General features: G+C 47.5%; 27 protein-coding genes and 2 pseudogenes. 19 read left to right on the forward strand and 10 right to left on the reverse strand.

The features are described 5' to 3' along the window. Window positions 1-242: 242 nt before the first annotated feature. The 4 genes from A7K98_RS12975 to A7K98_RS12995 form a co-directional block, all read right to left on the reverse strand. Window positions 243-818, reverse strand: a complete 576-nt coding sequence (locus A7K98_RS12975) for a recombination protein NinG (RefSeq protein WP_087488944.1) — start codon at window positions 816-818, stop codon at window positions 243-245. A gap of 104 nt (window positions 819-922) precedes the next feature. Next, window positions 923-1,102 (reverse strand): NinE family protein, encoded by a 180-nt coding sequence (locus tag A7K98_RS12980; RefSeq protein WP_087488945.1) that lies wholly within the window; start codon window positions 1,100-1,102, stop codon window positions 923-925. A gap of 198 nt (window positions 1,103-1,300) precedes the next feature. Next, window positions 1,301-1,840: a phage N-6-adenine-methyltransferase gene (locus A7K98_RS12990; RefSeq protein WP_087488947.1), complete on the reverse strand. Its 540-nt coding sequence runs from the start codon at window positions 1,838-1,840 to the stop codon at window positions 1,301-1,303. A 9-nt stretch (window positions 1,841-1,849) separates the two neighbouring features. Further along, entirely contained in the window at window positions 1,850-2,299 is a 450-nt protein-coding gene (locus A7K98_RS12995) for a DUF1367 family protein (protein WP_087488948.1), read from the reverse strand. A gap of 461 nt (window positions 2,300-2,760) precedes the next feature. Here A7K98_RS12995 and A7K98_RS21370 point away from each other — a divergent pair. Beyond that, window positions 2,761-2,997, forward strand: a pseudogene (locus A7K98_RS21370) (IS1 family transposase); the annotation flags it as partial. Between the two features lie 7 nt (window positions 2,998-3,004). On the opposite strand, the gene A7K98_RS13015 reads toward A7K98_RS21370, so the two are convergent. Beyond that, window positions 3,005-3,637: a DUF4755 domain-containing protein gene (locus A7K98_RS13015; RefSeq protein ID WP_157665954.1), complete on the reverse strand. Its 633-nt coding sequence runs from the start codon at window positions 3,635-3,637 to the stop codon at window positions 3,005-3,007. A gap of 248 nt (window positions 3,638-3,885) precedes the next feature. Between A7K98_RS13015 and A7K98_RS21650 the strand changes: the two are divergent. After that, window positions 3,886-4,582: pseudogene (locus A7K98_RS21650) on the forward strand (IS1 family transposase). Between the two features lie 429 nt (window positions 4,583-5,011). On the opposite strand, the gene A7K98_RS13025 reads toward A7K98_RS21650, so the two are convergent. The 5 genes from A7K98_RS13025 to A7K98_RS13045 form a co-directional block, all read right to left on the reverse strand. Beyond that, window positions 5,012-5,710, reverse strand: a complete 699-nt coding sequence (locus tag A7K98_RS13025; protein ID WP_087488952.1) for a replication protein P — start codon at window positions 5,708-5,710, stop codon at window positions 5,012-5,014. Beyond that, window positions 5,707-6,522, reverse strand: a complete 816-nt coding sequence (locus A7K98_RS13030) for a replication protein (protein ID WP_087488953.1) — start codon at window positions 6,520-6,522, stop codon at window positions 5,707-5,709. The genes A7K98_RS13025 and A7K98_RS13030 overlap by 4 nt, the downstream gene beginning before the upstream one ends. Next, window positions 6,522-7,340 carry a ParB/RepB/Spo0J family partition protein gene (locus A7K98_RS13035; RefSeq protein ID WP_087488954.1) on the reverse strand — a complete coding sequence of 273 codons (819 nt, stop codon included), beginning with the start codon at window positions 7,338-7,340 and terminating at the stop codon, window positions 6,522-6,524. Before A7K98_RS13035 ends, A7K98_RS13030 begins: the two co-directional genes overlap by 1 nt. A 34-nt stretch (window positions 7,341-7,374) precedes the next feature. Continuing rightward, complete coding sequence (locus A7K98_RS13040) at window positions 7,375-7,653, reverse strand: CII family transcriptional regulator (RefSeq protein ID WP_087488955.1); 279 nt, start codon at window positions 7,651-7,653, stop codon at window positions 7,375-7,377. A gap of 103 nt (window positions 7,654-7,756) precedes the next feature. Next, window positions 7,757-7,972, reverse strand: a complete 216-nt coding sequence (locus A7K98_RS13045; RefSeq protein WP_087488956.1) for a helix-turn-helix domain-containing protein — start codon at window positions 7,970-7,972, stop codon at window positions 7,757-7,759. A gap of 98 nt (window positions 7,973-8,070) precedes the next feature. Between A7K98_RS13045 and A7K98_RS13050 the strand changes: the two genes are divergently transcribed. The 17 genes from A7K98_RS13050 (at window position 8,071) to A7K98_RS13135 (ending at window position 17,708) form a co-directional block, all read left to right on the forward strand. Next, entirely contained in the window at window positions 8,071-8,712 is a 642-nt protein-coding gene (locus A7K98_RS13050; RefSeq protein ID WP_087488957.1) for a LexA family protein, read from the forward strand. A 491-nt stretch (window positions 8,713-9,203) separates the two neighbouring features. Beyond that, window positions 9,204-9,854 (forward strand): type II toxin-antitoxin system MqsA family antitoxin, encoded by a 651-nt coding sequence (locus A7K98_RS13060; protein WP_157665956.1) that lies wholly within the window; start codon window positions 9,204-9,206, stop codon window positions 9,852-9,854. After that, window positions 9,844-10,218 (forward strand): protein-export chaperone SecB, encoded by a 375-nt coding sequence (locus A7K98_RS13065; protein WP_087488959.1) that lies wholly within the window; start codon window positions 9,844-9,846, stop codon window positions 10,216-10,218. The genes A7K98_RS13060 and A7K98_RS13065 overlap by 11 nt, the downstream gene beginning before the upstream one ends. Window positions 10,219-11,349: 1,131 nt before the next feature. Next, complete coding sequence (locus A7K98_RS13075) at window positions 11,350-11,595, forward strand: transcriptional antitermination N peptide (protein ID WP_087488961.1); 246 nt, start codon at window positions 11,350-11,352, stop codon at window positions 11,593-11,595. 29 nt (window positions 11,596-11,624) lie between these two features. After that, window positions 11,625-11,777, forward strand: a complete 153-nt coding sequence (locus tag A7K98_RS21375; protein WP_157665958.1) for a hypothetical protein — start codon at window positions 11,625-11,627, stop codon at window positions 11,775-11,777. Window positions 11,778-11,928: 151 nt separating this feature from the next. Then, the gene (locus A7K98_RS21750; RefSeq protein ID WP_407703116.1) at window positions 11,929-12,072 is read left to right on the forward strand and encodes a DUF551 domain-containing protein; all 144 of its coding nucleotides are present in this window, start codon (window positions 11,929-11,931) and stop codon (window positions 12,070-12,072) included. A 108-nt stretch (window positions 12,073-12,180) separates the two neighbouring features. Beyond that, a complete protein-coding gene (locus A7K98_RS13085) occupies window positions 12,181-12,948 on the forward strand; it encodes a DNA methyltransferase family protein (protein ID WP_232461541.1) in 768 nt (255 codons plus the stop codon). Window positions 12,949-13,425: 477 nt separating this feature from the next. Beyond that, entirely contained in the window at window positions 13,426-13,638 is a 213-nt protein-coding gene (locus A7K98_RS21385) for a hypothetical protein (protein WP_157665962.1), read from the forward strand. Next, window positions 13,638-14,357 (forward strand): Rad52/Rad22 family DNA repair protein, encoded by a 720-nt coding sequence (locus A7K98_RS13095; protein ID WP_087490505.1) that lies wholly within the window; start codon window positions 13,638-13,640, stop codon window positions 14,355-14,357. The genes A7K98_RS21385 and A7K98_RS13095 overlap by 1 nt, the downstream gene beginning before the upstream one ends. After that, a complete protein-coding gene (ssb, locus tag A7K98_RS13100; RefSeq protein ID WP_087488964.1) occupies window positions 14,358-14,879 on the forward strand; it encodes a single-stranded DNA-binding protein in 522 nt (173 codons plus the stop codon). It abuts the gene before it with no gap. Between the two features lie 13 nt (window positions 14,880-14,892). Next, complete coding sequence (locus A7K98_RS13105; RefSeq protein ID WP_087488965.1) at window positions 14,893-15,279, forward strand: hypothetical protein; 387 nt, start codon at window positions 14,893-14,895, stop codon at window positions 15,277-15,279. A gap of 90 nt (window positions 15,280-15,369) precedes the next feature. Continuing rightward, window positions 15,370-15,906, forward strand: a complete 537-nt coding sequence (locus A7K98_RS13110; RefSeq protein ID WP_087490506.1) for a hypothetical protein — start codon at window positions 15,370-15,372, stop codon at window positions 15,904-15,906. Further along, window positions 15,903-16,100, forward strand: a complete 198-nt coding sequence (locus tag A7K98_RS13115; RefSeq protein WP_087488966.1) for a hypothetical protein — start codon at window positions 15,903-15,905, stop codon at window positions 16,098-16,100. Before A7K98_RS13110 ends, A7K98_RS13115 begins: the two co-directional genes overlap by 4 nt. Then, the gene (locus A7K98_RS13120) at window positions 16,097-16,597 is read left to right on the forward strand and encodes a hypothetical protein (RefSeq protein WP_087488967.1); all 501 of its coding nucleotides are present in this window, start codon (window positions 16,097-16,099) and stop codon (window positions 16,595-16,597) included. The genes A7K98_RS13115 and A7K98_RS13120 overlap by 4 nt, the downstream gene beginning before the upstream one ends. Further along, on the forward strand, window positions 16,597-16,914 hold the full coding sequence (locus tag A7K98_RS13125; protein ID WP_087488968.1) for a hypothetical protein: 318 nt from the start codon (window positions 16,597-16,599) through the stop codon (window positions 16,912-16,914). Before A7K98_RS13120 ends, A7K98_RS13125 begins: the two co-directional genes overlap by 1 nt. Continuing rightward, window positions 16,914-17,177, forward strand: a complete 264-nt coding sequence (locus A7K98_RS13130) for a hypothetical protein (RefSeq protein ID WP_087488969.1) — start codon at window positions 16,914-16,916, stop codon at window positions 17,175-17,177. Before A7K98_RS13125 ends, A7K98_RS13130 begins: the two co-directional genes overlap by 1 nt. A gap of 6 nt (window positions 17,178-17,183) precedes the next feature. Next, window positions 17,184-17,708, forward strand: coding sequence for a hypothetical protein (locus A7K98_RS13135; protein WP_087488970.1), 525 nt, complete (start codon window positions 17,184-17,186; stop codon window positions 17,706-17,708). The last annotated feature ends 2 nt before the right edge of the window (window positions 17,709-17,710 follow it).

Consider the following 17,710-nt stretch of genomic DNA (forward strand, 5'->3'; position numbering starts at 1 on the left):
ATTGCCAGTGAGCGGGTTTTACATCGGGAACTATCGGGGTGAAGTGGTTGAGTAATCGGGTTAGCCAGGTCATGAATCACTCCTGGTTAGTCTTCTGATTCCCAAGTATTTCTTACTGAATCGATAACCTTTGTTTATTGCCCTGAGTGAGCGCATCTGCTTTCGATGCCGGGCGAACATGACGGGAAGCCAGATAAAAATAAATATTGCCCATACAGTTATTGCGAACGCTATATTCAGCATCATAATCCCTCCCGCTGTTTGATCAGCTCTCTGGTTTTCTTCCTGTAACGCGCCCTGATGGCTTCCAGTTCTTCTCTGGTGTATCGGTGTGGCTCGTTGTTGTTTTCGAGTGCCTCGACCCGCTCAGTTCCGATTTTGGCTATCAGGTTGAGGCGGTACGGACCAATGTTTCCGGAGTGGTGGGTATTACAGGAACTGCATTGTGATGAAACGTTGTCCTCGTTGAACCGAAGCTGACTTGCCTTGGCCGTGGTCCGGTAGTGCCCGGCGTGATAACTGACTGCCGACCGGCTGCCGCAACTGATGCATACTTCCCCGTCCCGCGCTCTGATGAAGTCGTTAAACGCCCGCTGGGTCATGTTTATCCAGTGGCTTAATGGCTTCAGGTCTGCTTTGCGTTCCCGGTGTGCTTTCCGATCGGCAATAGCCTGCCGCTCAGCCTGTTTCGCTGACTGGTGCTTGCTGTATTGGATTGCGCAGGATGGTGAACAGACTGTTTGGGTGGTGGACCGAGGAGAGTATTTCGATTTACAGTGGCGGCATGTTTTAGGTTTCGGCTTTTTCTGCCTGACCATCATCACCTCCCAGGTCGTAAAAGTTCGGACTCTTTGCGCTGTACAGTTCCTCACAGGTATCACAGAGCTGGTTATCACTAGCAGGAAAGCCGCAGGCTGTGCAGTCAGTTACCATGCACCCTCCGCATTCTGGTTCTGTCCCACTTAGCTCGGAGCAGTACAGAGGCATGGTCGTAAGACTTAACCTCACTGGCGGCTGGGATTCGCTTTCGCTTGTTCTGGGTAAGTTTGGTTGGCCGGAATATCAGGTTGTCTAATGCGCGTTGGGTTGGGCTAAACATCATCACCTCGCAAGTATTCAGGCCAGTGCTTGAGCAATACGCTTTTCGGCACTGTGAGGCTTAATTTCATTTGCTGGGCTTTATGCACAACAGAGTTTTCGGTGCGCTTGAGTGACTTACTGATAACCGGTATCGGCACCTTGCCTGCCACGCGACGAAGGTATTCGAGTTCACTCTCAACGTAGTGCTTTCCTGTCCGCATTAAGCCGCCCTCTCTATCAGCCGTTTTCCAAAGCTGATCAACTGATCGCGGTCCACTGTTTTGAACTGGCATGCGCCTGTTGGCCACGGGTGCCAGATGATTAGCAATGACCCTTTGTTATTACCGCCGACCGGCTTACCAGTCTGCGAGGAGATAAACGCCAAGCGGCCGCCGGTGATCAGCCGGATTTCACTCGCAGTTCTGACTGCCTCTTTGAACCATCCCACCGATGTATCGGCTGGCAACAGCATCACGCAGCCGACATGATTCAGTTCTTTTTCCTCTGCGGCCTTTTCGACAAACGGTAGCGGCGCACTGTACGGCGGGTTTAGCCAGGCATAGCCGTTGTCGACATAGTCACTCCAATCAGTCCGGAGCGTATCCTGTTCAGAAGTGATGTACTTCCGGCAAAGCGCGTTATGCGGGCTGGCGGCGGCATCGAGCTGGAACTGAAATTCAGCATTGAGAGCGCGGAAGATCTCCGGCGGCGTCTGCCAAGTATCTTTGTGCTCTGCCGGTGTGTTGGATTTGTCTGTCATAAGACTTCCTCAGAAAAAGGCATACAGCCTGTTTAAGATGTTCGGGTCTTTGGTTCCCGAAAATACGTGTTTGATGGCGGCGTTAATCAGTGCGCTGTACACCCTCTCGAACTTCTCCTGGTCCATGCTGGCGAACGCCAGACTTTCCGCCTCTGTCCGTATTTCACCGTTCAGCCTGACTGTCTGGACATAGAAACCGGCCAGTATCGTCAGGTCTTTCCGGAACCGCTCAAACTGACTGTGCTCGTCCATATGCTCCAGACCGGCACGATTAGCGCACCAGTGATCGAAGCAAAAGCCAAAGAAGGCCATTACCTTGCGGTGGAAGGACGGATTACGGGTTAGTTTGATTTCGGCTGTGTAGGTTTCGCCGGTTTTGAAGCGCTGGAGTCGTTCGAGGTCAGTGTCATTTGCTGGAGAGAATACGCCGCCTGGGTGTTTCACCAGGTCGAATTGCAAATAACCTCCTATCCATTTTAGATTTGTGGTTTATTCTGAAACTAAACTTGATACTGTAAGCACATTGGCATCAATAAAGAACCACTGTAGAAGTTGTGGTCAATCGCCAAGGATACTTTTAGAAACATTGGGTTATGGAAAATATGTCTACGATTAGCCATATAAAAAATCCTCTAACAATCATCGCAGTATTTGCTGGATCAGTTGAGGTCAGTGCCACCACTGTTTTACCGTTCATACATATCGAACACCTTCAATCAAGATTTCTATGGTTCTTGATTTCATTCCCATCACTCCTTGTGATGCTTTTTTTTATTACATTAAATTTCAACAATAAGGTCCTCTATTCACCATCCGATTACCAATCGGATAAGGGTTTTATGGACGCAAATATCAAAGGTAATTCGGTGATGCTGCCAACTTACTGGTTTAGTGTGTGATGGTGTTTTTGATGTGATCCAGTGGCTTCTATTTCCATCAGCTACCCCTCCTGTTCAGCTACTGATGGGGTGGTGCGTAACGGTAAAAGTACTGCCGGACATCATCGCTATCTCTGCGATCACTGCCGTAAAACATAGCAGCTACGGTTCACTTACAACGAATCTCAGCCCGGTACGCACCAGAAAATCATTGATATGGCCATGAATGGTATTGTGGGCTGTGCCAGTACCCGTATCACGGGCGCTGGCCTCAATAGTAAGACTTCTATTTATTAATGGCTCGGTTCATTACGTTCATCCAGACTTCGCATTCGCCAGCGACACTTTTCCAAAACTTGTCAGATTTAAGGTCTATTGCGACATCTTTTGGTATTATCTTTATATGCCAGACAGGATTTGCCAATGCATCTGTGTGAATAAAGAATCCATTATTATCCCACGCGCTGTACCCTGCTTGGTGGTTGATGGCGTTGGCTTGAGATAAAGCGGTGAAATTACCAATTACGCTGTTAGTGGAACCAACAACATTAACCTTGCTAATTCCAGAAACGTTATATTTCCATGATTTTATGTTATCAAAGTTTAGTGTAGAGGAGTTTCTTCCTGACTTTAGTTCAATTGTTTTGTTTTTTGTGTTTATTTTTATTTCGTGCTCTTCCCCACCAAATTTAGCATAGTAAATATAAAGCCCGTCGTTCTTTTCGTTTAGGTACTTGATGTATTTAGATTTATCGAATTCAAGCTTTGATATGAAATATCCAATTAAAATAAGAAAAGCCCCAAGCACCCAGTATTGAAGTGCGGGTGTTTTGCTGAAAATCATTGGAAGCGAGCCGCAACCAATAGATAAAGCACCTGCAATATACGCTATTCTTTTTAATGCGTAATATATTTTCACTTTTCAATCTCCGTTTTAGAAATCATAGTTCCGGACTAAAAATACACTATTAATTATTATTGTGCAATTGAATTATACACTAAGTAATTTAAGGTTGCATTTAAATATGGTGTGATATTTTTGCTCGGAATTTAGTAATAAACATCAGTTTAATGAAAGTTGTTTATATTCAAATCGAACCTAATAGCTTTGAGGTGATGCTGCCAACTTACTGGTTTAGTGTATGATGGTGTTTTTGAGGTGCTCCCGTGGCTCCCCTTTCCATCAGCTGTCCCTCCTGTTCAGCTACTGAAAACGTCGTACGTAACGGTAAAAGTACTGCCGGACATCAGCGCTATCTTTGCTCTCACTGTCGTAAAACATGGCAAATCAGCTTCACTTACACTGCATCACAACCCGGAACACACCAGAATATCATTGATATGGCCATGAATGGCGTCGGATGCAGGGCTACCGCCCGCATTATGGGCGTTGGCCTCAACACGATTTTACGACACTTAAAAAACTCAGGCCGCAGTCGGTAACCTCACGTATACAACCGGGCAGTGACGTCATTGTCTGCGCGGAAATGGACGAACAATCGGGCTACGTAGGGGCTAAATCACGCCAGCGCTAGTTGTTTTACGCGTATGCCAGGATAGGAGGACGGTCGTGGCGCACGTCTTTGGTGAGCGTACTATGGCCACGCTGGAGCGTCTTCTGTGCCTGCTGCCGGCCTTTGATGTGGTGATATGGATGACGGATGGCTGGCAGCTGTATGAATCTCGGCTGAAGGGAAAGTTGCACGTTATCAGCAAGCGATATACGCAGCGAATTGAGCAGCATAACCTGAATCTGAGGCAGTATCTGGCAAGGATAGGACGGAAGTCGCTGTCGTTCTCAAAATCGGTGGAGCTACATGACAAAGTCATCGGGCATTATCTGAACATAAAGCACCATCAATAAGTTGGAGGCATTACCAGGTAATTCTAGTCAGGACAGTAAAGTTGAAGTTGATAACAATTGGGATGTGTAAGAAATGAACAAGGTCAGAAATAGTACCTTCACAAATAGCAGAGTCGATTTGGATAACGTCGCCTATGACAGCTGCAAATTCTCAGATTGCCTAGTTGTCTACTCGGGCAGAAGTCCTATTTCGCTTAGTGGGTGTGACTTCAAAAATTGCACATGGAAACTGGAAGGCCCAGCCCAAAATACAATAATGTTTCTCAGGTTAATGAACACGAGCTTTGGTGATTTCGGCCAAGAGATGGTACAAAAAATAATAGAATCCTTGAACACATCCCCCTGTAGTACTCACGTTGACAATCCCCGTGGGAAATAATTTATCCGGTGGAGATTAAGGTACTAAAATCGCCTTCAACGACAGTAAGGTCAGGATTTGCGCAGCCCGAACCGAGCCCGAATATCCGCGATATGTGATTTCGCCACATCGGGTTTTGACGGTATATGCAGCTGCGGGATCTGCTTCCGGGGCTCTGGGATATCCTCTCCGGAAGTGATCCGGTCAGCCATTGATTTGAGCTGCTTACTGCACCGTTGACGGAGTTCTGATTCAGTCAGGTTACCGGCCTGCATCTGGCTGTAGAGAGCGGTGATCATCCAGTAATCCGCTTTGTTCTCCCAGGGATAGTTCTCAGGGCACTCGTAGAATCCCCGTTCTCCGCAGTATTTCATCACCCGGCGGTACAGTTCGTCGGCATCCGGCAACCCTGCGGCATGGCAGGCTCCGGCTTTGCACTGCTCGATGAACTGACCCGGTGACGGCATGAACGGAGTATCTTTCGCCCTCGCCCACCGCATGCCGGCAGTCAGTTGTTCGCGGGTGGTGATCCCGTTTTCGGCAAAAGCAGCAATCCACTGTTTTTTTGCGGCTGATTCGTCTGCCGGAGTGCGCAAATTCGTTGCGGCCGCCGCCGGGAATACCTGCCTGAACTGCCGGAACAATGCATCAACCAGGTGCTCTGCCTCGCTGTTGACCACGCTTTGTGATGGCTTCTCAGGATAGCTACCGGCGATCTGCGATAACGCGCTGGCATCACGGTTGGCGACTGCCTGGAGTAATCGGCTCATATAAAATCCTCCCACGATTCAGCGCTGTTCCAGTGTGGTTCAGGCTGTTGGTTGGCTGGCGGTGTAGGTCTGCCCTTTGGCTTGAACAGGCCTTGGTAACCGTTAGCGATGCTGGAATCAATCACTGCCGCCGGGTCGTGCCCTTCGTCGTAGCATTCGCGCAGTAGCTTGAACGCCTTGGTCACGGTGAACTCGGTTTTGATTGGCTTACCAGACTGGCGACGGTACTCAACCCACTCTCTCCAAGACTGGCTGTTCAGGAAGTCCGGAACGGGAATGCTCAGGGGGTCAAATTTCGACGATTCCCCCTTGGGGGATTTAGGGGGTTTATTACTTTCTTTCTTTTCTTTTGGATAATGTCTTTTGTGTGTCTCTGGATTAGAGACAGGTAAAGTCTCCAACTTAGAGACACTTTTTGTCTCTGACTTAGAGACAAAGTTACTAACTTGGAGACACTTGCTGAATTGCCACGCCGCAACCTCTTTGTTAACTCCGATCTGATTCCCTTCCATCAACAGGCAATTCATTGAAAGCAGTTCTTTTTTTGCCTTGTTGACGTTCTGTCTCGATATCCCAGTGACCTGAGATATCTGCTCGTCAGCAATGCGATCTGTTTTCTTGTTGAAGCCGTATGTTTTACGAATATAAGCCATCATGACCTTCAACTGACGCGCTGTTAAATCGGCGCTTGCAATAGCCTCCAGTAGCTCGTTAGCGATTTTGGTATAACCATTATCGGTATCGACCACACGGCGCTCCACGGCCCGGAGATCGGGCCTGATTGGTGAAACGTTTTCATATGCGAGGTTCATTAAACCTCCCCTTGCCGGATACCGGCTCTGTAATCTTCCAGGATGCGAAAGATCTCGTCTTTAACACCCAGCGGGACATGAATAAATTCAGGCCCTGCAGTTCCCTCTGATGCATCGACCAAAAGCTCCAACACTCGCCTGGCTTTCGATGCACTGAACAGCGGCATAGCGTCAGCACGGGTTATTTTCTTCTTACCCGCGGCCTTAGCCTTATCCAGTTGTCCGACTGCAACAGATGTCGCATGCGGACCGTGCTCACGGGATAAAGCGACAGCAGTTGTTGCCGCGACCTCGCCAGAACGAACCATGTCGAGCAGCTCAGTGCCACAACGGACCAGATCCAGATGCAGGTTAACGTCCGATACTGACCGTTTAACCTTTCTGGCAATTTCTGCCGGTTCCCAGCCCTGGTTAATCATCCGCAGATACGCAGAACCACGCTCAATCGGTGTCAGCGGCTTACCCTGGGATGAAGTGACCATAAACGCGATACGGTCAGCATCAGAACCGACGAAGTCCTTACACTCAATGCGGAGGATCGGGTGCCCTGCTTCCTTAGCGGCCAGCGCCCCGTAGTAGCGGTGGTGACCATCCAGAATCTTGATGCCCTTCTCTGTGACCTGAACGGCCAGCGGTGGCAGGTATTCACCGGCAATGAACGCATCCCGGAATTCGGCAACATGCTCCTGATCGATTTCACGGACGTTAAAGCCCGGCTCGACGTAAAGTTCAGACAGCGGAACCACGTAAGTCTTGTTTACTGACGTGCCGGTACCGTTTTTCTCTTTGTGCTTGTAAAGCTGATAAAGTGACGACATAATTACTCCTGTGAATTGATCCAGTAATTCGCTATCAGGCCTCAAAGAATTCGCCGTTCTTTGGGGTCTTTTCATTTGTGAGCAATACCCGTAACCTCTGGGCCAACTCGTTAATCTGTTCGTCATCCACTCCCCACTCCAGAACTGCGAGAAGCAGTGACATCTTCGGAATGAAGCTGGCCTTCCAGCGCGATACCTGAGACTTATCAACGCCAACTGCTTTAGCAACATTGGTCAGGCCGACTAATGCGATTTTATTCAGCAATTTGCTTTCAATTGCGCGGGCCTTGTTGCGTGTGGTTGTTAGTTCCATTTGATTTAATCCTTGTGTGTTTAGTTGAGTGATCAGCAAAGGCTGTCACTTGGGTTGGTCCCTGGTATTCCGAGGGTGGCTGACTGTTAAAGAGCGGGTGGCGCTAAGCGGCGCGTGGGCCGGTATTTCCATAAATCAGCCAGGCCGCATCACATTTTAGTGCAGTGGCTAACTCAATCAGTTTTCGAGGTCTTTGGGTCTCACCGGCTTCGATCAGCTGAATTGATTGCTGGGACATTCCAGCAAGTTCACCTAACTTAGCCTGAGTGAATTTCATTTCTTCTCGGCGCTGTTTGAGTCGGTGTGATAATCCTTCCATATCATCCTCCGTTAACAAACTTTCTTGTATTGTCTAACAAGTTACTTTGTTTGTCAATTACAGGCTTTCTTGTGAACATGGAAGTAGAGGTAACAAAAATGAACATTGGCGATAGAGTTAAAATCAAAAGGGATTCTCTTGGATTAACTCAGACACAATTAGCTGAAAAGGTTGGCACATCGCAGCAGTCGATTGAGCAACTTGAAGGCGGAAAAACTAAAAGACCCAGATACTTACCTGAACTGTCATCTGTTTTGGGTGTCAGTGCAAAATGGTTATTGGAAGGCAGTGATGATGAAGTAAAAGGCGATAACTTTCAGTTCGCTGGAACCTACACGCCTGGCAAACGCTACCCCGTCCTCAGTTCCGTTCAGGCAGGTTGTTGGGCCGAGGCCATAGAAGCTTACTCCATCAGTGAGATCAGCGAGTGGCTCGAATCAGATGCCCATATTCAGGGTGATGCGTTCTGGCTGAAGGTCGAAGGTGACTCTATGACTGCGCCAACCGGCCTGAGCGTCCCTGAGGGTATGTATGTGCTGTTTGATACCGGAAAAGATGCAATCAACGGTAGCTTAGTGATCGCAAAGCTGGTCGACTCCAATGAAGCCACGTTTAAGAAGCTGATTATTGATGGCGGTAAGTTCCTGAAAGGTCTGAATCCGGCATGGCCGATGATCCCTATCAACGGAAATTGCAAGATAATCGGTGTAGCAGTAGAAGCGAAGATGCGGTTTGGGTGATGGGATCAAAGTTTTAAGACTTGTTTTTATGATTTACAGTCTCCACGTTGACAGTTGCGGGGTTTACTTACCATAATGGTAAAAATTGTTAGTAAGCATAAGTCGGGTTTCCCTGGTGAAATCGCAGACCTAAAGATAAAAAGAAACACCCCGCTATATACTTTTAGTGACATTGAAGCTAATTGCTCATCAGCTACAGCATGGACGAGAAAAGCTAGGCATGATAGAGATAATCTATCTTATGATAATGATGACCTTTTCAACCTGGTTTTAGCTGCTGCTCGTGATGGGAGATATAGAAATTCAGAGTGGTGTCAGTCAAAGCCAGGTGGCCCATGGGCTGCCTGCGATGCTTATAGCTTGGTCAGGATTGAGCATGACCATGAGAACGAAAGAGACTATAGGTGTGAATACTATGTTAAGTTCGGTATTTCTGATACTGGAACGGTTCTGTTGATAGTCTCATGTCATTTATGACAGAGGTAAGTATTATGAAAAATTGTGCATGTTTGGCTTGCGGGTCATCTAATGTTGAAATTCAGAGTGAATCAACTCCATTTGAATACAAAGGGGAAACCACTCTCATCCCTCATAGCTTTATCTGCTGCAATGATTGCGGAAGTGAAACAGAAACCGATGATCACTCGAAAGAATCGAAAAGGTTAACTATTGCATTCAGGAAAAAGGTTGACGGATTGCTTTCAGGGGCTGAAATCAAAGCCATAAGAAACCAATTTAAAATCAATCAGTTTGAAGCTGCAAAGATTTTCGGCGGTGGAGAAGTAGCATTTAGCAAATATGAAAATGATGACGTCTCACAATCTGAATCTATGGACAATTTACTTATTGTCGCAAGGGAAATCCCTGGGGCTTTCATTCTGTTGGCTAAAAAAGCAGGTGTTTCTGTAAGCCCGGCAAACTTCCGCACAGTGGCATTTTACAGAGCATACCGCCCAAGGCGTAAATCTACCATCGCTCAAATTGGAAACGAAATTCCCGTATCCAATCCTCGCCACATCATTGACAGTTGGAACACTAAAAATGACATAACTCCTCGCCGCGAATCTGATTCATCCTTAGTGAATGTCATGGGTGAAAAAGTCATTGAGTTGAGTTATTGCGAGGTCCGTCATGCCTTTTGAAGTTATAAAGTTTTTGGTGATCGATTTCAGTCTATCGCCTACTAAAGACACAACAAAATCAGGTAAAGATTTTGATATGGATGTTAGTTCTTCCATGGATTTTAATGCTGATAACGGTACGGATTTTAGAATAAAAATGACCTTAAAATTGCACAAAGGCGGTGAGTTTTTATTTAAAGCAACCCAAATGGCAATTGTGAGGGGGGATAAAGTTTCTGTTGAGGATGTCGATGCAGCAGCCAAGGATATTCCTGTCAGGAGCATACTTTATCCATACCTTAGAGCATTTACACTTTCGACGCTTAAAACAGCAGGCTACAACGATGTAATCGTCCCTGTGGCCCTACTAGATGCTGCAAAATAATACACCCCGGCCACCGCGCCGGGTTTTTTGTGCCCGCAATCCGCAGCACCCTCCCCAACTATCATTCCCGCACGCCACTACTCTTACACAGTACAACCCCGAAACAAGAAGCTTAGGACGCTAATAAGTTCATAGCTATCATAGGGTTATGGTTTTTTTCGTTGACAATAACTGACAATTTATAGATTATCTAAATTAGGCGAGGCTATAGCCCGTCAGATAATAAAATCGTTGTGTGCCATTGATGCCCAAGTCTCTTGGGTTTTTTTTATTCCTCTCACCAGGTGAGACTTTAGCCTGACAACAACTGGTAAGGCATCACCAGCAGGGCAACGACAATAACAACAACATCACCTGTTTCGATTCATCCACCCACTTCACGTGGGCTTTTTTTTAACCAAATCCTGAACAATCAAGTAAGCTGCTGATTCCTTGGAGTTTGACAAGCTGAAGAAAGGCGTTAATACTACATATGGCGATTGAAGTTTAACTCTCTCAATAGTTCCCATTAGTATTGTCCTGAATACACCCCACTTAACCGTGGGTTTTTTTTCGTCCGGATTTTGATATACGTCATAAAATGACGAGCCTGTTTGCGATAACTTACCCGAGCTTATAAATAACATCACTGCCCGGCTTAGCCCTCAGCCTCACGGCTGTGGGCTTTTTTATTCCTACCTCCTCCCTGCCTGATGACTGCACCATCCGAAATCATAAAAAAAACCGAATCTCCGACATCATCCCGCCACTCACAGGGCGGGATTTTTTCGCCCACAAAAATAAATAACCTTAAAAAACAAGCAAATGAGTATTTTACAAGAATTGATACAAGATTTATTGTTTACAGATAACAAACTTTCTTGTAATTTTACCCATCGAAACGAAACATCGATGCGGTAAACGGACTACTTACCGCGCCGGACATGAAGTCAGGCTGCTATTTAAAAACAAGGTTCCTGTGAATACACAGGCCGAAGTGAGTTCTTCGGGGGTGAGTCACCGAGCACAAAATTAATCAGCAATGGCAGATCTCAGTCTGTCGCTGTATCGGGACGGCAGTCGGCACAAGCTGAGACTGGGCCACAATGTCGCGATGACTCCCCCACCAAAGAACTTACAGAGGACACTTCAATGAACAGAAACAGACGCCGTATGGCAGAGTTTAACGCCCGTAAATCAGCAGAGGCTATGCAGTTGAAGCCGGTAGATCGAGTTGAGCAGGCACTGAGAGCACCCAACTGGCGTAACCGTCCGGAGCAGGTATCCCAGTGTATGCCGGATGTCGCAATTTACTCAGCCGGACACCGCACCAAAGGTGACCGGATTACATGCACCGGCCGCCAGAAGTCGCGCGGTCGGTCTATTCCTTTAGTGTGAGGTGAAGTATGGAATTTTATCAAAGGTGGATGAATACATTCCGCGAAGCCAAAAACGAATACCGAGAGAAAGCGGTGACTCATCGTGATTTAGGTAGCCTGCGTGAATGCTATGTTGGCCTTGCATGGAAAAATCGAGCCAGTCAGCGAGAGGGCAGAATCAAGTTACAACAGGTCGCATAAGCGGCCTTTTTTACGGGTGAAATATGACATACAGCACAAAGGTGTGGCTGATTACTTATGTCCTGCTGCTGGCGTTCTGGCTGGCAGTGTCAGTGGTTCTCTGGATGATGGGGAGGTGATTATGAGTGAGTGGATTAAGTGTAGTGATCGGATGCCTGAAGATGGAACATATTTGTGTTTCAAGTCAGGAAATATTGACGTGTGCACCATCATTTGCGGCAACTGGATTATAAATTCATTTGGCGACACAAAGGTAACCCACTGGATGCCATTACCTCCCCCACCTATCCAGTAACCCCCTATAGCTCATTTCAGAGTGGGCTATGTGGGTAATACTGCCCTGAACAGGAGTGGAAGACTTGTTCTGATTAAATTTCGCCTCTGCTTATGCAGGGGCTTTTTTATGGGAGATAGGAAAGTGAGAGTTGATAACGAAGTGCTAAATGTGCTGAGCGCATGTCAGTGCAGCGGGAATAATTTAGTTCTTACAGGGCAACTGGACCGGAATTTGTACACTCGCACTAACAAGGTTATTGAAGCCGCAGGCGGCAAATGGAACCGTAAGGCCAAGGCGCACGTTTTCGATATCGAAGCAGCGGAGCGCATTGAACAGATAATCCTGACTGGAGATGTTGCTGTACCGAAAGATGATTTTGAATACTTTCCCACCCCTCCTGGTGTTGTCATGCACGTAATTCACCTGGCAGACATTCGGGATGGAATGATGGTTCTTGAGCCTAGCGCTGGTAAAGGTGCAATTGCTAAGGCGGCTCACGATGCGGCAGCAGATGTGATGGTTGATATGTACGAGCTGATGCCAGCCAATAACGATGCGCTACACGCTATGAACTTGCGATTATCAGGAATTGGTGAACCAGTCGATTTCCTAACTGTTGCTCCAACTCCTATTTATGACCGGGTTGTTATGAATCCTCCATTTGGCCGACAGGCTGATATTAAGCATGTCACCCACGCTTTAAAGTTTTTAAAACCTGGAGGATTGCTCGTATCGGTCATGTCTTCGTCCGTAACGTTCCGCAGCAACAAACTAACTTCAGATTTTCGAGAGCTAATTGATAACCGCGGCGGACACATTGAAGAACTGCCTGATGGTTCATTTAAATCATCAGGAACAATGGTTAATACGGTAATTGTCGTTATACCCAACTAAGCAGCCACTGAGCTGCTTTTTTTACGCCCTCATATCAGCGTCCATTCACTGAGTGGGCGGTTATATGACCCATAAACCAAACGAGGTAACGCTAATGACCCACGTCATCGGCGGCGTCATTGGCGCTGCTAAATCACTTCTCGACTTAATTGTCGATAACGCACGTAAACGTATGCGCCGGCGCGGGCGCTGGTCAATTAATCCGGTTAGGCCGGGTCGGGAGGCTTTCGCATGAAATACATCATTCAGGGTGCTGAGTTGGTAATTGCATTCAGCGGTTCGGTTCACTTCTATCCAAATACATCAGCTGGTTTCGTTGAAATGGTCAGAGACTTCTGGGGGTCGAAATGAAACTGAATCTGAAAATCGAATGCTCGGATGTACAGACTCGCAGAGCCATTCGGCCAGGGAAGGTAAGCGTATCAATGGAAGATTGCGCTATTGACAGCCTGACCACTGAGCAGCAAACGGAACTGTGTGGCCAAATGGATTTTGCAGTACTGGCTGAATACGTGGACTCAATGCGGAGGCTGGACAATGTGGCGTGACAATGACACGGACTTTATTGCAGAGCTCCGGGAAGCACTCAAAGAGGATATGGCCGCCATTCAGCGGGAAAACATCGATCTGGCAACGGAACGCCAGAATCCGGAAATCAGTTGGGAAGAATTTGTGGGGGATTATTCATGATGGATTTGGGATTACTTGATGAGCCATTCGCAGCGGAAGATATCGAGTGGCGCGTACAGCAGTGTGGCATGGCAAGCAATGGGCCGTGGGCAATGGTGCTTTGCTATGTCACAAACAGGGCGATTATGAAGCGTCTTGATGATGTCTGTGGTAAAGGCGGATGGCGTAATGAGTTCCGGGATATACCGAATAATGGCGGTGTTGAGTGCGGGATTTCAATTAATGTGCACGGTGAATGGATAACCAAATGGGACGCTGCTGAAAATACTCAGGTCGAAGCAGTGAAAGGCGGTCGATCAGGTGCAATGAAGCGGGCTGCTGTCCAGTGGGGGATCGGACGATACCTTTACCAGTTAGAGGAGCGGTTCGCTATCTGCACTGTAGAGCGCAATAACAAGTGGAACAAAGCTTCTTACAAGGATAAGCAGACAAACAAATTCCACTCTCTGTGGTGGGAAACACCTACTCTGCCAGGCTGGGCATTGCCAGCAAATATACAGACAAAAGAAGAATCGCCGAGCAACGATCAGGTGCCAGTTCATGAGCAGGAGCAAATACTCAGAAAGTTTACCGAAGAAATTATGAATGAGCCTATGCCTGACAAAGTGAAAAAGCTTTATGAGGAAACATGGAGGAAACTGGACGGTTTCCCTGATTATCAAGCCAAGTGCAAAAAGGATACCGGCATCAGGCTTCACGAATTAGAAAGGGCAGCATAAATGGCAAGCAGAGGCGTAAACAAGGTAATCATCGCTGGCCGGTTAGGTCAGGACCCGGAGGTGCGCTACTCCCCGTCAGGTTCCTGCTTCGCTAACCTGTCAGTAGCAACATCTGAGCAATGGCGTGATAAACAGACAGGTGAACAGAAGGAGCTGACGGAATGGCACCGTGTGGTCATCAGCGGGAAGCTGGCAGAGATAGCTGGCGAGTACCTGCGCAAAGGTTCGGAAGTTTATCTGGAAGGTAAGCTACAAACTCGAAAATGGCAGGACCAGTCAGGGAGTGACCGGTATACCACTGAGATTCGTGTCGGCATAAACGGAACTATGCAAATGCTGGGCGGTAAACAGGAAGGTGGTCAGGGAAACAAACCACCTCAGCAGCAACGACAGCAACCGCAGCGCCAGGCTGGTCCATCTACTCCACCGCCAATGAGTGAACCGCCAATGGACTTTGATGACGATATTCCTTTTGCTCCTATTGGCCTGCAGCACCCTGCCCATTTCATCTATTCCATCTAAATAAGGCCACATCATGAAACTGTCACCGGAAGAGTCGGCGGCTTTGTCACATCTGAAGGGATGGGAGCGTAATTATGAAGCTAACCGAATCATCCGGATGACAGGGCGTGAGCGCGGAGAATGGTTGCGTAACCAAAGGATTGTTATGGAATGCATGGAAGCACTCACCGCGGCTAAAAACGGAGAGTCACACCCACGACTGAATCAGATGATGAAACGGACGGAGCAGCGCATTAAGCATATGGAAATGTCTGTCAGGCCGCCGGAGCCGGAATGGATAACCGAAAGGAAGCAGCAGCAGAACGCCGAGGACTGGCGGCGCTACTGGCATGAGCAAGGGCAGCAGCAGGCAACATTCCCGACAGCAAACACATCAGGACGCGGTGGCTTCGGCGACTAATTAACCCCCTATTCACCCTCTCCTCTGCCACCTGGCCGCCGGGAGGGTTATCTGTTGGAGAGGAACAAAGTGGAAACACTATCAACAGGCATTGCTGTCGAAAAAATAGATTTACTCGCATTCACTATTTCCGGCGCGGAGCGATTGGACCCTATCCGAGTGATGATTGAAAACTATGAGCCAGGGAAAGGCCGCATCACTATTACATGCTATGGGAAGGCGTGGACTGGGGCCTGGTTCGCAATGGGCGGTGATTCAGTACAGGAGTTCATCAAGCGAGTAAGCAATGAATACTTAATCGGATATTTCGACCCTGACCTGAGAAGAACAGTCGATGACGACAATGATGCCAATCTGATGTTTGTTAAGTCAGAAATAATTAAATTACGCAAAGGTAAAGATATTGAAGCCAGTGAAGCCCGAGAAATGTGGTTCGAGGCAGAAAATGCTGAGGACGTTAAGGTTAGCTGTTGTGACTGTCGAATAGGTGACAAGCTTCCTGACCTGCTGGGTGATGACCCATGGTACGCAAAGTGGCCCTCTGTACCGAATCATAAATATCAGTACCTTGACCGCATCGTGAATGCTGTCCGTGTCGGCCTGTCTGAAATGGAGCGCGCATCATGACTGATATCACAGAACTGGTGCAGAGCGACATCAACAGCGCGATGCTCTCATCAATCGAAGGATTTGCATTTCTTGTCGTTGATTCTCTCGAATTCGAAATGGGTCGTGAACTAACCGGCGAAGAATCTCAGCGCGTCTTTCAGCAGGTAGAAACGGCTATTAACAACGTGACAAGCGAAGGCGGTGCAGCATGACTGATATCCCAGAAGACAGGAAATACTGCTATCGATACGTTGACGGTAACGATAGCGAAGGAAGGCCAGTCGTTATGCTATGGAAGCGTGTAATTATCAGGGAGACAGAAAAGACATTCTGGCACGTCAGCGATATGCCAATGATGAGTTTTGAACAGCTTGTCAAATATTGGACTGGTGGGAATAAGGAACGCCAGAAAAAACACATTAAACGGTGCTCCAAAGGCGGTGCCAGATCTCGTTATCACTATACAAAAACAGAAGCTCTTTCAGCGTTTATTTATCGGAAAACTTTTCAGCTAAGCCGAATCAGGCTAACTGCGGAGACAGTAGAGCTTTGCCTTAAAGGCCTTAGAGAGGCTGGCTATATCACGTATCCAAAAGATGAAAACGGATACACAAAAAGGGTTATCGCCGGAGCGCCAGACAGTGAAACATTCCTTGCCGCTGACGAACCTGGGCCAATTGCTGATACATATAGCTGGGGAGATTACTAATGACTGATATCACAGAACTGGTAGCAAGCGAAATAGTCGACTTCTGCGCCGGTCTTAGCTCTCCAGGATGGCCGGAAGCGCCGGAAGAAATTCAATGTCAGTTGATGGGGCGGATTTTACCAATCATTGGCGAGGGACTTAAATTGGCCAATCAGCGCATAGCAGATCTGGAAGCCCGTACTGTAAAGCTGCCTAAACCTCTTAGCGTTTTGCATCGCAGGGATTTCATTGATGCTCACCGAGCGATATACGCATATTCAGAAGCAGAAGTTAACGCAGCGCTGGATAACGCTGACATCAAGTGGGAGGCGAAGTGATGGCTAAATTAAACAAAAAAGAACAGGCGTGGATAAGCGAATTGCAGTGCGTTATTGACCGATGCCCATCCCCGAAAAAAATCGGGTTTTACACAATTGGTGACCCAGTTATTTGCTTGTATGACTTACGCCGAGCTGATGAAGTAATGAGCGCACTTAATAGCAGAAATTCCAGTGATTGGTGCACTGCTGTCCAGAATATCGGCGCGGGATTTAATGAAAAAATAGACTTTCCGTCTTCAGTTGAAAGTACAGCGGGGTGATTATTGATGACACTGACAAATGAACGGCAGCAGGAGCTGATTGCTGATTGCCAAGAAGAAATACGCCATCTTAAAGAGCATATTTTACGACTGTCTAAACATCATGTTGACTTTGACTTGTCGCAATATGAAAGCCAATTACAGCGACAGGAAATCGCCCTCGCATCCCTGACGGCTGACACATCAAAACTTGCAGAACTTGCGGCTAAAGTGAGAAATGTTCGCGAAGATGCTTCTGAATTTGATGGCGATCGCCGTGGTATGTGGGAACACCAGGAGGAACAGGAGCGGCTATTGCTTGAGGAAGCAGTTAAATACACCGCACCGCCAGTGCCGGTGATTAAGTTACCTGGAGACTTGCAGGATGCTTTTGAGGAAGGAAACCGAATCCCGACACAGACATCAAGATGCGGCAATAGCTACTGTAGCCATTCATTTAGTAATTGGGATGGTCAGAAGTTCATGAATGAATTTGACGGGTTCGTGAAAGGGATTAACTTCATTAAACGCCTCAACGGGCTGGGGGAGTGATG

Origin of the sequence: Tatumella citrea, assembly GCF_002163585.1 — a bacterium.
Taxonomy (GTDB): Bacteria; Pseudomonadota; Gammaproteobacteria; order Enterobacterales; family Enterobacteriaceae; genus Tatumella; species Tatumella citrea.